At 51.3% G+C, this 14,119-nt stretch carries 13 protein-coding genes; 5 read left to right on the top strand and 8 right to left on the bottom strand.

Features of this window, described 5'->3' with window-relative positions:
- Position 1: 1 nt before the first annotated feature.
- From gudP to syd, 5 genes are all read right to left on the bottom strand, one after another.
- Entirely contained in the window at positions 2-1,354 is a 1,353-nt protein-coding gene (gene gudP / locus OGX66_RS15695) for a galactarate/glucarate/glycerate transporter GudP (protein ID WP_003034105.1), read from the bottom strand.
- A 342-nt stretch (positions 1,355-1,696) separates the two neighbouring features.
- Complete coding sequence (locus OGX66_RS15690; protein WP_003846536.1) at positions 1,697-2,146, bottom strand: flavodoxin; 450 nt, start codon at positions 2,144-2,146, stop codon at positions 1,697-1,699.
- A gap of 19 nt (positions 2,147-2,165) precedes the next feature.
- Positions 2,166-2,948, bottom strand: coding sequence for a tRNA pseudouridine(65) synthase TruC (truC, locus tag OGX66_RS15685; RefSeq protein WP_016150914.1), 783 nt, complete (start codon positions 2,946-2,948; stop codon positions 2,166-2,168).
- A complete protein-coding gene (locus OGX66_RS15680) occupies positions 2,948-3,277 on the bottom strand; it encodes a YqcC family protein (RefSeq protein ID WP_003034091.1) in 330 nt (109 codons plus the stop codon). The genes truC and OGX66_RS15680 overlap by 1 nt, the downstream gene beginning before the upstream one ends.
- Before the next feature lie 631 nt (positions 3,278-3,908).
- On the bottom strand, positions 3,909-4,454 hold the full coding sequence (gene syd / locus OGX66_RS15675; RefSeq protein ID WP_088903100.1) for a SecY-interacting protein: 546 nt from the start codon (positions 4,452-4,454) through the stop codon (positions 3,909-3,911).
- 68 nt (positions 4,455-4,522) lie between these two features.
- Here syd and queF point away from each other — a divergent pair, with 68 nt between their 5' ends.
- The 5 genes from queF (at position 4,523) to xni (ending at position 11,041) form a co-directional block, all read left to right on the top strand.
- Positions 4,523-5,371 (top strand): NADPH-dependent 7-cyano-7-deazaguanine reductase QueF, encoded by an 849-nt coding sequence (gene queF / locus OGX66_RS15670; protein WP_003034084.1) that lies wholly within the window; start codon positions 4,523-4,525, stop codon positions 5,369-5,371.
- A gap of 112 nt (positions 5,372-5,483) precedes the next feature.
- Positions 5,484-6,848 (top strand): nucleotide 5'-monophosphate nucleosidase PpnN, encoded by a 1,365-nt coding sequence (gene ppnN / locus OGX66_RS15665; protein ID WP_003034076.1) that lies wholly within the window; start codon positions 5,484-5,486, stop codon positions 6,846-6,848.
- Positions 6,849-7,408: 560 nt separating this feature from the next.
- Positions 7,409-8,698 carry an HAAAP family serine/threonine permease gene (locus tag OGX66_RS15660; protein WP_003034073.1) on the top strand — a complete coding sequence of 430 codons (1,290 nt, stop codon included), beginning with the start codon at positions 7,409-7,411 and terminating at the stop codon, positions 8,696-8,698.
- Positions 8,699-8,751: 53 nt separating this feature from the next.
- Complete coding sequence (locus OGX66_RS15655) at positions 8,752-10,119, top strand: L-serine ammonia-lyase (RefSeq protein WP_003034070.1); 1,368 nt, start codon at positions 8,752-8,754, stop codon at positions 10,117-10,119.
- A 166-nt stretch (positions 10,120-10,285) separates the two neighbouring features.
- The gene (xni, locus tag OGX66_RS15650) at positions 10,286-11,041 is read left to right on the top strand and encodes a flap endonuclease Xni (protein ID WP_003846524.1); all 756 of its coding nucleotides are present in this window, start codon (positions 10,286-10,288) and stop codon (positions 11,039-11,041) included.
- 76 nt (positions 11,042-11,117) lie between these two features.
- Here the strand turns inward: xni and fucO are convergent, their stop codons facing one another.
- From fucO to OGX66_RS15635, 3 genes are all read right to left on the bottom strand, one after another.
- On the bottom strand, positions 11,118-12,266 hold the full coding sequence (gene fucO / locus OGX66_RS15645) for a lactaldehyde reductase (protein WP_046670356.1): 1,149 nt from the start codon (positions 12,264-12,266) through the stop codon (positions 11,118-11,120).
- A 27-nt stretch (positions 12,267-12,293) separates the two neighbouring features.
- The gene (gene fucA / locus OGX66_RS15640) at positions 12,294-12,941 is read right to left on the bottom strand and encodes an L-fuculose-phosphate aldolase (protein ID WP_088903099.1); all 648 of its coding nucleotides are present in this window, start codon (positions 12,939-12,941) and stop codon (positions 12,294-12,296) included.
- Positions 12,942-13,082: 141 nt separating this feature from the next.
- The gene (locus OGX66_RS15635; protein ID WP_003034060.1) at positions 13,083-14,081 is read right to left on the bottom strand and encodes a LacI family DNA-binding transcriptional regulator; all 999 of its coding nucleotides are present in this window, start codon (positions 14,079-14,081) and stop codon (positions 13,083-13,085) included.
- Between the last annotated feature and the right edge of the window lie 38 nt (positions 14,082-14,119).

Raw genomic sequence — 14,119 nt, 5'->3', positions numbered from 1 at the left:
ATCATTGTCCTGCGACAGGTTTCAGTTCGATACGTTTAATATCGCCCACCAGTACCAGATAGCTCACCACCGCAATCAACGCATGCACCCCGACGTAAATCAACGCGCCGTTAAACGAGCCGGTGGTCCCTACGATGTAGCCGATAGCAATTGGCGTGACGATACCGGAGATATTGCCAAACATGTTGAACAAACCGCCGCTCAGACCGCTGATCTCTTTAGGTGCAGTATCAGCCATCACCGCCCATCCCAACGCACCGATACCTTTGCCGAAGAAGGCCAGCGCCATAAAGCCGATGATCATCCACTCCACGTTGACGTAGTTACAGAACACCATCACCATCGACAGCAGCATGCCGAGTACGATTGGCGTTTTACGGGCGATATTTAGCGAACCGGTACGGCGCATCAGCCAGTCGGAAATAATGCCGCCGAGCACGCCGCCGGCGAATCCGCAAATGGCCGGGACCGAAGCGACAAAACCGGCTTTCAAAATCGACATACCGCGAGCCTGCACCAGATAAACCGGGAACCAGGTGATAAAGAAGTAGGTCAGCGCGTTAATGCAGTATTGCCCGATGTAAATACCGATCATCATCCGTGAGCCCAGCAGCTGTTTGATTTGCCCCCACTTCACGCTGAACGGCACTTTAGCTTTGGCGGCCGCCTGATCCATATTGATCAGCGCCCCGCCTTCAGCAATGTACTCCAGCTCTTTTTGGTTTACGCCCGGGTGCTGGTTTGGTTCATGAATCACCTTCAGCCAGATAAAGCTGATAACAATCCCGAGGCCGCCCATAAAGAAGAACACATGCGACCAGCCCACTTCGTGGGTCAGCCACCCCATGATTGGCGCAAAAATAACGGTGGCAAAGTACTGCGCAGAGTTAAAGATTGCGACCGCCGTGCCCCTCTCCTGTGCCGGGAACCATGCCGCAACTATACGACTATTCCCGGGGAAGGAAGGTGCTTCAGCTAAACCGACAAGGAATCGCAACGTAAACAGCGCAACGATAATGCCGAAGCCGCTAAAGATATCGACGAAGCCCTGCAGCAGGGTAAACATGGACCAGATAAAGATGGACCAGAAATAAACACGTTTTGAACCGAAGCGGTCAAGCAACCAGCCGCCAGGGATCTGGCCGATAACATAGGCCCATGAGAAAGCGGAGAATACATAACCCATCCCTACCGCATCCAGACCAATGTCTTTGGCCATCTCCGAACCGGCAATGGATAAGGTGGCGCGATCGCCGTAGTTGAAGGATGTGACGATAAACAACATCACCACTATCCAGTAGCGAGCGTTAGTGCGTTTTTCAGCGCTGCTCGCCGCCTGACTTAATGAACTCATTGTTGCACTCCTGAATCTTGGCTTTCGCCAGTTCATTCTGTACAGCACCTGTAGGGTGATCAGAATGAGAGGTTAGTGTGTGGCAGTTTTGGTACAGCTCAGGGCCGTTTTATTCTGACTCGCTGCCTTTTCGGGAACTGACGGGAAAAGTATATGAAGGAGTGGCTCTTACCCTCACCGTGCATGAACACAACATTCGGGAGGCAGTAAGAAGTTGTTTGGGGCATAAGCCCAAAGCAGTGGAAGTTAGTTCACGTAATTGGGGTTTTATTGCCGGGTGGCGGCTTCGCCTGACCCGGCCTACGGTTCAAATGGGGGTTGTATGCCCGTACGGGCGAGAGATTATTTGAGCAAGGTTCCCCAGTTTTCTACCCAAGGGTTGGATTCGCTTTCCGGTTCAGGATGTTCGCTGGCGTCAATCAGCAACATTTCACCCACGCGCTGTGCGCTTTGCTCCTGCAACAGCGCATCAAACTGTTTGCCACCATTGCAGAAATTAACGTAGCTGCTGTCGCCCAGCGCAATGACTCCGTAATGCAGATTTGGCTGGAAACCGAGATTATCTTTGATCCCCTGAAACAGCGGCACAATGCTATCGGGCAGATCGCCCTGCCCGGTCGTTGAGGTCACCACCAGCACATATTTATCCTGATATACCTGCCAGTCGCTAAGCTCAGGATCTTCAAACACCGTGGCTTTATGACCCTGTGCCGTCAAAATGGCCTCGGCCTCTTCGGCAACCAGCAGCGCGTTTCCGTACATTGTGCCGACAAAAATTCCAATTTCCGCCATAACCGTAATCTCCTGGGACTTAAGAATCTATCTGCTCATCCTGACCTGACCGCTCGACGAACTCAACCCTTTCATTCTCAGGGAGAAGTCCACGCCAGCCAAATTGTGACAATGCCTGCATCCAGACGTCATCCAGCCCGGCGCGAATAACCAGAGGCTCACCGGTGAATGGATGCGTCAGCGCAAGCTGGCTGGCATGCAGCATTAATCGCTGACAACCGAAATGCTCTGCGGCGCTGCGGTTTTGCCGTAAATCACCGTGCTTGCTGTCGCCAATTATCGGATGGCGTAAGTGGGCCAGATGGCGCCTGAGCTGGTGTTTCCGACCGGTTTTAGGATCCAGCTCCACCAGTCCATAACGGGTGGTCGGATAACGCCCGGTCGCTACCGGCATTTCTACCGTTGCCAGGCCGCGATAATGGGTGACGGCAGGCTGCGGGCCTTTATCATCGCGGGCAAACTTATCGGCAATCTTATCCAGCTCTTCGACCAACGGGTAATCCAGCACGGCATCATCCATCAGCCAGCCACGCACAATCGCATGATAGCGTTTCTGAATTTGATGATGTTCAAACTGCTGAGACAACAAACGCCCGGCTTCGCTGGACAGTCCCATCAGCAGCACACCGGAGGTTGGTCTGTCGAGTCGATGGGCGGTAAAAACGTGCTGACCAATTTGGTCTCGCACCGTTTGCATCACCACCACTTTCTCATCCCGGTCGAGCCAACTGCGGTGAACCAACCAGCCCGAAGGTTTATTGACTGCAACCAGCCATTCGTCCTGATAAAGAATTTCCAGCATCAGGCGTTATCACTGGTAAACAGCGCATCCAGCTCCTGCAATGCCGCCAGGAGAATGTCGCGTTGCGGATGATCGGCTGCTAGCGCCATTTCGTAATACGGTGCAACGGCAAAAGCCTGCGGAAGCGGCTGCGCGTTATCGAGTAGCGTATGCATGCGGGGAATCAACACCCACTGCAGCCACTCGACCGGCTCCATGGTATCCATACAAAAAGGCTGCGTACTGGTAAACAGATGCTCTGCTGGCTCATCCATCCGCCAGTGATTATGTTCACGCAGTAGCGCTTCAAGTGCGTGTAACTGCTGGCGCACACGGTCATGAGTCGTCATGAAATAAACCTCAATGATGAAAAATCTGGCGCGAAGAATAGCACTAGTGGAGGGAAATAAAAAAAGGGAGCACTGTAAAAACAGTGCTCCCGGTTCGTTTCGCAGCATTCCAGCTACTTTTAGTGCTCCCTGCTCATCCGTGACAACTTTTCCTGTGGTCTTGCGACCTTGTTCATCCTGAACTTTTGCATCCTGCTCACATCACCCCGATGTGAAAACTTCATCCTGAAGTATCCTGGCCATCCTGACCCGCCGAACATCCTGACCGGCTCTCATTCTCCGTCCTGGAGGTGTCCTTTAACGCATCCAGCGTCTTCCTCTTTGCTTCGTCCTGAAGCCTGTCCTTGCAACACCGTCCTGGTGTGTCCAGGTGAAGAGCCATCATCCTGATGTTCTCTTCGTTGTGCGACTCCTTGTCGACAGATATAGAATCGCCTGTTTCGCTTTGTCTTACAAGATGCTTACAGGCTTACCCTTACGATTATTTTCGTATGAAAGTTGACAATAAAAGACTAACCAATTGAATAATAATAAATTATTATTTTATCAATTCATTAAGTCTTTACTTATCACCTGGCAATGTCCTACAGGGGATGTAAGAGATCTCTCACAAGATTCAGGGCAAACAGGATTACAGAACTGGCTTAAGTTGAGTGAGGAATTCCGCAAGTGAGGCCGCCAGCACCGTTCGTTTACGGGTTCCCAGCGTTTCTTTGCACACTTCACCGGACAGATTGCACACCGAAATGACGTCAAGCTCATTATCTTGTGTGGCAATAAAAAGCGTAGGCGAAAGCTTAAGTCGCTTTTGCGTAACCAAGTGACCAATCAGGTTTTCCTGAACGCGCCTGAAGTCATCTTCACTCCAGGTCTGCAGCAGCGTCAGCTTTTCATCCGCAAACTGCGCGTGCATATCCCCGGCAAACTGGGTGGTGTAAAAAGCGTGAGCGGCAGGTTGTATCACAATATCAAATGCCCGTTCAACCGCATTGAGGTTTTTTTCGCCGACAAAAGGTTGAGGCTGCCAAAATACCGCATCGTCTGTGGAAGAAATGATGCACGGAGAAGGTACGCCATACAGCTCTTCACTGAGTGGCCAACTGTTGTTTTTTTCATGCCATGCGTCGCAATAACGCGTCGTAAAGGCTACCAACGCCTGCGCTGTCAATTCGTCCACTGATTTCTCTCTTCACAAAAGCCAGGATACACTTGTCGCATAGTGTATCTGGTTTATGACGGTGAAACATGTCCTCTTATGAAAATCATCAGGCGCTTGACGGCCTGACTCTAGGTAAATCAACGGATTACCGAGACAATTACGATGCAAGTCTGTTGCAGGGCGTTCCGCGCAGCCTAAACCGCGATCCGCTGGATTTAAAGGCCGATACCCTGCCTTTTCACGGTGCAGATATCTGGACGCTGTATGAACTGTCGTGGCTGAATACCAACGGCTTACCCCAGGTCGCAGTCGGTCACGTGGAACTGGATTACACCAGCGTAAATCTGATTGAATCGAAAAGCTTTAAGCTTTACCTGAACAGTTTTAATCAGACGCGTTTTGATTCCTGGGATGCGGTACGTCAGACACTGGAAAACGATCTTCGCGCCTGCGCTCAGGGCGATGTCAGCGTGGCGCTGTACCGCCTTGACGAACTGGAAGGGCAGCCGATAGCCCACTTTAACGGCACCTGTATCGACAATCAGGATATCGTCATCGATAACTACCAGTTCAGCACTGCGTATCTGGAAAATGCCGTGAGCGGTGAAAAGGCAGTGGAAGAGACACTGGTCAGCCATCTACTGAAATCCAACTGTCTGATTACCCATCAGCCCGACTGGGGCTCCATACAAATTCAGTATCGCGGACGGAAAATCGACAGGGAGAAACTGCTGCGTTATCTGGTCTCCTTCCGCCACCATAATGAATTTCACGAGCAGTGTGTGGAACGCATTTTCAATGACATTCTGCGCTTCTGCCAGCCGGAGAAACTGAGCGTTTACGCACGCTACACGCGACGTGGTGGCCTGGACATTAACCCATGGCGCACCAACACCGATTTCACTCCGGCAACCGGTCGTCTGGTGCGTCAGTAATCTTTTTTCTCAATTTTGCGTGTCGGATTCCGCGCACAAGGTTGTGAAAGGTCATAAGCCAGGGCTATTGTAATCACAGGGAATGACGTGTTGCGTCCCATAAGGAGTTTACTTGATTACACATATTAGCCCGCTTGGCTCAATGGACATGTTGTCGCAGCTGGAAGTCGATATGCTTAAACGCACGGCCAGCAGCGACCTGTATCAACTGTTTCGTAACTGTTCGCTTGCCGTTCTGAACTCCGGCAGTTTGACCGACAACAGTAAAGAACTGCTGTCACGCTTTGAAAGTTTCGATATTAACGTACTGCGCCGCGAACGGGGCGTGAAGCTGGAACTGATCAACCCACCTGAAGATGCGTTTGTTGATGGACGCATTATTCGTGCGCTACAGGCTAACCTGTTTGCCGTGCTGCGCGACATTCTGTTCGTCAATGGCCAGATCCATAACGCCGGTCGTTTTCAGCATCTGGATCTCGAAAGCTCGGTGCATATTACCAACCTGGTATTCTCGATCCTGCGTAATGCCCGGGCGCTGCACGTTGGTGAAGCGCCGAACATGGTCGTCTGCTGGGGCGGTCACTCAATCAACGAAAATGAGTACCTGTACGCCCGTCGCGTCGGCACACAGTTGGGCTTGCGCGAACTGAACATCTGTACCGGCTGCGGTCCAGGAGCGATGGAAGCGCCAATGAAAGGCGCTGCGGTAGGACACGCCCAGCAGCGATACAAAGACAGCCGATTTATTGGCATGACCGAACCGTCAATCATCGCCGCTGAACCGCCTAACCCGCTGGTAAACGAACTGATCATCATGCCGGACATTGAAAAACGTCTGGAAGCGTTCGTGCGTATCGCCCACGGTATTATCATCTTCCCGGGTGGCGTAGGGACAGCAGAAGAGCTGCTGTATCTGCTGGGGATCCTGATGAATCCGGCCAACAAAGATCAGGTTCTACCACTGATCCTGACCGGACCAAAAGAGAGTGCGGATTACTTCCGCGTGCTGGACGAATTTATCGTGCACACGCTGGGGGAAGATGCGCGTCGCCACTATCGCATTATCATTGACGATGCAGCGGAAGTGGCGCGTCTGATGAAAAAAGCGATGCCGCTGGTGAAAGAAAACCGTCGCGACACAGGTGATGCTTACAGCTTTAACTGGTCGATTCGTATCGCGCCCGATCTGCAGATGCCGTTCGAACCGTCCCATGAAAACATGGCCAACCTGAAGCTGTACCCGGATCAACCCGTTGAAGTACTTGCGGCCGATCTACGTCGTGCATTCTCCGGTATTGTGGCTGGTAACGTGAAGGAAGTCGGCATCCGCGCTATTGAAGAGTTTGGCCCGTACAAAATCCACGGTGACCGCGAAATGATGCGCCGCATGGACGATCTCCTGCAGGGCTTTGTTGCACAACATCGTATGAAGTTACCGGGCACTGCGTATATCCCTTGTTACGAGATCTGCGCCTAACCTTCTACACCCGCTAGCAGCACTATAGCGATGACAGTTTTGTCCATATTAAAGCCGGGTTTGGCGCATTTTCCTCCCGGCTTTTTTTAGTGATACCAGTCACATAGCTCTGACAATCACATAAATACCAGTGATGATTCATTAAAAACAGCGCACCACGCAAACGATTACCTTGAAAACCCAACCGTGATTTATCTTAGTAAATTATTATTAGTCGCCGAAATCATCTAAAAACAACAGTTTTTACAGCTGAACACGCCTATCTTCGCGCCTTCGCTTTCATGAGATATGTCGTTAATGTTAGCCTTCGCGCCCGTAAATTCGCTTTGACTATTTTTTAACAGATTAATGGCCCAAATTTATCCACATAAAAGGTGGATTATTGCATTTGGGATCCCGATCACTGATACATTCATTACTAAAATGTATCTTTCCGCCCGAAAATTATTACGGCGAAAAATTATATAAAAATCGCTCAACGAATTTCGATTTACAGCCGGGTACTTTCTCATTGGATTGACCTCAAACCCGGCTTTTTAAGCTTCCTCCAGGAGAAATAGATGGAAAACACTCAAACCAGCACTATCGTTACGGGCCAGACCCGCAGCGCATGGCGCAAGACAGACACCATGTGGATGCTGGGCCTTTACGGCACGGCGATTGGCGCGGGTGTATTGTTCCTGCCGATCAACGCAGGCGTAGGCGGTATGATCCCGCTGATCATCATGGCGATCCTTGCCTTCCCAATGACCTTCTTTGCACACCGCGGTCTGACTCGCTTTGTGCTGTCCGGTAAAAATCCGGGTGAAGACATCACCGAAGTTGTAGAAGAACACTTCGGCGTTGGCGCAGGTAAACTGATTACCCTGCTCTACTTCTTCGCTATCTACCCGATTCTGTTGGTTTACAGCGTAGCAATCACCAATACCGTTGAAAGCTTCCTGACCCATCAGCTGGCGATTACTCCTCCGCCGCGTGCAATCCTGTCTCTGATCCTGATTGTCGGCATGATGACCATCGTGCGCTTCGGTGAGCAGATGATCGTTAAGGCGATGAGCATCCTGGTATTCCCGTTCGTTGCGGCTCTGATGCTGCTGGCGCTGTATCTGATCCCTCAGTGGAGCGGTGCGATTCTGGAAACCATGTCTTTTGACTCTGCGGCAACCACCGGGAACGGCCTGCTGTTGACCCTGTGGCTGGCGATTCCGGTAATGGTGTTCTCCTTCAACCACTCCCCGATCATCTCCTCCTTCGCCGTGGCGAAGCGTGAAGAGTACGGTGATGAAGCTGAGAAGAAATGCTCCAAGATTCTGGCATTCGCTCACATCATGATGGTACTGACCGTTATGTTCTTCGTCTTCAGCTGTGTATTCAGCCTGACCCCGGCGGACCTGGCAGCAGCAAAAGAGCAGAACATCTCGATTCTGTCTTACCTGGCGAACCACTTTAACGCGCCGATTATTGCCTGGATGGCACCGATCATCGCGATTATCGCTATCACCAAATCCTTCCTCGGCCACTACCTGGGCGCACGTGAAGGCTTCAACGGGATGGTGATTAAGTCTCTGCGCGGCAAAGGCAAATCCATCGAAATCAACAAACTGAACAAAATCACTGCACTGTTCATGCTGGTAACCACCTGGATTGTGGCGACACTGAACCCGAGCATCCTCGGTATGATTGAGACCCTGGGTGGCCCAATCATCGCGATGATTCTGTTCTTGATGCCGATGTATGCCATCCAGAAAGTACCGGCAATGCGTAAGTACAGCGGCCATATCAGCAACGTCTTCGTTGTGATTATGGGCCTGATCGCTATCTCCGCTATTTTCTACTCTCTGTTCAGTTAATTCCCCTGCGCCGCTCTTCGGGGCGGCGCATCTCGATACACAATGGACGCCTCATGATTAGCGTATTCGATATTTTCAAAATCGGCATTGGCCCTTCCAGCTCCCACACTGTTGGCCCGATGAAAGCAGGCAAACAATTCACGGATGACCTGATTGCACGCGGAATTCTCACTGACGTAACCCGCGTAGTGGTTGATGTCTATGGCTCCTTGTCTCTGACGGGGAAAGGTCACCATACCGACATCGCGATTATTATGGGCCTGGCGGGTAATCTACCGGATACCGTAGACATTGATGCCATCCCTTCCTTTATCCAGGATGTGAATACTCATGGGCGTTTGCTGCTGGCAGACGGTCAACATGAGGTCGAGTTCCCGGTCGACAAGTGCATGAATTTCCATGCGGACAATCTGTCCCTGCACGAAAACGGGATGCGTATTACCGCACTGGCAGGCGAAAAAGCCATTTACAGCCAGACTTACTATTCCATTGGCGGTGGTTTCATCGTTGATGAAGAACATTTTGGTTTACCGAATAACTCTCCGGTAAACGTGCCGTATCCGTATAAATCCGCAGCTGATTTGCAACGTCATTGCCAGGAAACCGGCCTGTCACTTTCCGGTCTGATGATGCAAAATGAACTGGCCCTGCACAGCAAAGAAGAGCTGGAACAGCACTTTGCTAACGTCTGGGAAGTGATGCGTAGCGGGATTGAGCGCGGCATCACCACCGAAGGTGTATTGCCGGGCAAACTGCGCGTCCCGCGTCGTGCTGCTGCGCTGCGTCGCATGCTGGTCAGCAGCGACAAAACCACCACTGACCCGATGGCGGTTGTTGACTGGATCAACATGTTCGCGCTGGCCGTGAACGAAGAAAACGCAGCAGGTGGACGTGTAGTTACCGCGCCAACCAACGGTGCATGCGGGATTGTTCCTGCCGTACTGGCGTATTACGACAAGTTTATCCGTGAAGTGAACGCTAACTCGCTGGCACGCTACATGCTGGTCGCGAGCGCCATTGGTTCACTGTATAAGATGAACGCCTCTATCTCTGGTGCCGAAGTCGGCTGTCAGGGTGAAGTTGGCGTGGCCTGCTCCATGGCAGCGGCTGGTCTGGCTGAACTGCTGGGTGGTAGTCCAATGCAGGTGTGCATCGCGGCGGAAATCGGTATGGAACATAACCTGGGTCTGACCTGCGATCCGGTTGCCGGCCAGGTACAGGTACCGTGCATTGAGCGTAACGCGATCGCGTCCGTGAAAGCGGTGAACGCCGCACGTATGGCGCTGCGCCGTACCAGTGAGCCACGCGTGTGCCTCGATAAAGTTATCGAGACCATGTACGAAACCGGTAAAGACATGAATGCCAAATACCGCGAAACATCTCGCGGCGGTTTGGCAATGAAAATTGTCACCTGCGATTAAGTCCCACCCCATTGCCGGATGGCGCAAGCTTATCCGGCCTACAGTGCCGTATTCATTTGTAGGCCGGATAAGGCTTCAGCCGCCATCCGGCAAAATGTTGTATCAGATCTTCGCCTCCACCCGCCGTGAATGTTACCCTACAGACTGATTTGTTAGGGAGAACACCGTGGCCGTCCATCTGCTCATTGTCGATGCACTGAATCTTATCCGCCGAATTCACGCCGTACAGGGCTCCCCCTGCGTGGAGACGTGCCAGCACGCGCTCGATCAGTTGATTGTGCACAGTCAGCCCACACACGCCGTGGCGGTATTTGATGACGAAGCGCGCAACAGCGGCTGGCGTCACCAACGCTTACCTGACTACAAAGCCGGTCGCCCGCCAATGCCTGACGATTTATACAAGGAAATGCCCGCCTTACGCGCCGCTTTTGAACAGCGCGGTGTCTGCTGCTGGGAATCCAGCGGGAATGAAGCCGATGATTTAGCCGCAACTCTGGCGGTGAAAGTTAGCCAGGCCGGACATCAGGCAACCATCGTCTCAACCGATAAAGGCTATTGTCAGCTACTCTCCCCAACACTGCGTATTCGCGATTATTTCCAGAAACGCTGGCTGGATGCGCCGTTTATCGAGAAAGAGTTCGGCGTACTGCCGCAACAGTTGCCTGATTACTGGGGACTGGCAGGGATCAGCAGTTCTAAGATACCTGGGGTTGCCGGTATTGGTCCTAAAAGCGCCACACAATTGTTGACGCAGTTTCCAACGCTGGAAGCACTGTATGAACATCTGGATGACGTACCGGAGAAATGGCGCAAGAAACTCGAAGAACATCGGGAAATGGCGTTTTTGTGCCGCGATATCGCGCGGCTGCAAACGGACTTACATATCGACGGAAACCTACAGCAGCTACGGCTGGCACGGTAGTCTTATTTTCGGATGGCGCTGCGCTTATCCGGCCTACTTAACGTATAACCCTGTAGGCCAGATAAACGCCAGGTGATTACCAGGCAGTATGGTACAGCTCGACGATATCCCCAAGGCTCGCTTCACGCGGATTTCCCCCGGTACAAACATCGTCAAATGCGGCTTGCGCCAATGCAGGAATATCCTCTTTACGGACGCCAACATCGCGTAAATGCAGTGGGATCCCTACATCGCGGTTAAGGGCGAAGACGGCATCCACTGCTGCTTTACGTGCTTGCGCCAACGTGAGTCCTTCAACCTTAACCCCCATTACCCGAGCGATATCGCGGAATTTTTCCCCGGTAAATTCCGCGTTGTAGTGCATCACGTGCGGCAGCAAAATGGCATTCGCGATGCCGTGCGGCGTGTTGTAGAACGCGCCTAACGGGTGCGCCATGCCATGCACTAATCCCAGACCAACGTTGGAGAAGCCCATCCCGGCAACGTACTGGCCCAGGGCCATCGCTTCACCCGCCTGGCTTTCGCCCGCAACCGAACCGCGTAATGCCCCGGCAATAATTTCAATTGCTTTGATGTGCAGCGCATCGGTCAATGCCCACGCCGCCCGCGTGATGTACCCTTCAATGGCATGCGTCAGTGCATCCACGCCGGTAGCGGCTTTTAACGCAGCAGGCATGCCGTCCATCATGTCAGCATCGATGAACGCCACCTGCGGGATATCATGTGGATCAACACAAACAAACTTGCGCCGATTTTCTTCGTCGGTGATCACGTAGTTAATGGTCACTTCCGCCGCCGTTCCCGCGGTGGTTGGGATAGCCATAACCGGCACACTTGGGTTGCGTGTCGGCGATAACCCTTCAAGGCTGCGTACATCAGCAAACTCAGGATTATTATTGATAATGCCAATCGCCTTACAGGTATCCTGCGGGGAGCCTCCGCCGATTGCTATCAGATAGTCTGCGCCACTTTGCTGAAAGACACTCAATCCTTCCTGCACTACCGCAATGGTTGGATTAGGAATAACGCCTGAATAGATTTCCCATGCCAGACCTGCAGCATCCATTCGGGTAGTCACTTTCTCAACAACGCCGCACTGCACCAGATTTTTATCAGTCACAATCAACGCCTTGCGATAACCGCGACGAATAACTTCATCGGTTAATGCGCCAACAGCCCCCCGGCCAAACCATGCCGTTTCATTCAGAATCATTCTGTTCGCCATTGTATTTCTCCTTTTCGCTATGCGAAATTACTCTTCAATGCGTAATCCGTAAGATTTGAATTTCTTCAGCACAATAGCGATCTCCTCGTCATCCAGCACCGGCACCGGGTCAACAATCGCCAGCGTGCTCAGGTACAGACGGGCCAGAACTTCCACTTCATGCGCCAACCACAGTGCTTTTTCCAAATTCGCTTCGCAAGCAATCAACCCATGGTGCTGTAAAAGCGTTGCCTTACGGTTTTTCAGGGCGACGCTCACATGCTCTGACAGCTCTCGTGTACCAAACGTCGCATAAGGCGCACACGGAATAGAGTTCCCCCCCGCCGCTGCAATCATGTAGTGAATTGCCGGGATAGGGCGATTAAGAATTGAAACGGCCGTGCAGTGTACGGCATGGTTATGGACAACCGCATTGGCATCCGGACGCGTCTGGTATGCCGCCAGGTGAAAACGCCATTCACTGGAGGGTAATTGTCCTTTATCATATTTCCCGTCGTTATCTACATACACGATCATGTTTTCAGTAAGTCTTTCGTAAGGAATACCGCTGGGCGTGATCAGCATCCCGTTTTCATAACGCGCACTCACATTTCCCGCCGTCCCCTGATTCAATCCAAGGCTGGTCATTTCCAGACAGGTTTCAATGATTTCTCGCGACAAACGCATTCTTTCCATAATGATTCTCCGGGTACAGTTTCCCCTCGTCTTTATTGCGAAAAATGCAGCCGCAGAATAAGACGGGTCAGGTTTTAGGTACAGGCAGCCACTGAACGTATTTATTCAGATTCAGTTGGCCGATTTATTTATAGCGACATATTAAGGTTGTCTTACGCGCTTAATAAGTTTCATCTCAACTTTTACAGTTTCTTTAATTGGGTGATCATCAATAGCACTCATCATCATATCGAATGCTTTTTCCGCCCAGACATTTTCATCCTGTTGCATTGACCAGACATTATTGGCGAGGAATCCCAGCATTGGGTGTTCATCGAATGTCCCAATATTAATTTCCGGTGGAATTGTGCCTAAACGATTACGAATAGCGTTAATGGCCCCCTCCAGTACCGGTAATGATGAGGCGATAAACGCCTGCGGACAGCCCTGTTCGCCGATCAACTCATCCATCAGTCGATAACCACCTTCAGGTGTGTTGTCCGGACCTTCGCGCACCCAATCTCTATGTGAAATGCCATTATTGTTCAATGCATTAAGATAACCTTGCAAACGATCACCAATGCTGGGTAATCCAGTATCCCCCACTAAAAACCAGATTGGCGACTTTCCAGCGTCAAACAGACTCTGCGTCAATTTCTCGCCGCCCAAGATGTTATGACTTTCTACCAGTGCGTTATCGGTATACTTAAAATCACGGTCAAGTAACACCATCGGTTTTCTGACCTGACGTAAATGGTGTTGCTGATTCTCTAACGTTGAGGGAACAATAAAAAGGCCATCGACATTACGGGCGATTAACGCTTTGGTCAGTTTATTTTCGTAATCAACATCGTCATAGGTACAGCTAATCGTTAACTGATAACCTGAACGACGACAGCGTTGCTCAAGTTTTTCTGCGAGTGTGGCAAAAAAGACGTTGGAAATATTGGGTACAATCAATCCCAAAGTATCCGTTTTATTTAATTTCAGGCTACGTGCTGAATGGTTAATGACGTAACCATAGCGCTCGACATATTCATTAATACGCGTTTGGGTTTTGACACTGATTCGATATTGCTCTGCTTTCCCGTTCAGCACCAGTCGTACGGTCGTAACCGATAAATTCAGATCGCTGGCTATCTGTTCTACTGTTTTAGCCATCTATATGCCCCAGTCCACATCCAAAAACGTCAATCTAC

The sequence above is a fragment of the Citrobacter sp. Cf072 genome (assembly GCF_030334485.1).
GTDB classification, from domain to species: Bacteria; Pseudomonadota; Gammaproteobacteria; order Enterobacterales; family Enterobacteriaceae; genus Citrobacter; species Citrobacter freundii.
Note: the sequence above shows the minus strand (reverse complement) of the source record. Positions and strands in the feature narration are given on the sequence as shown.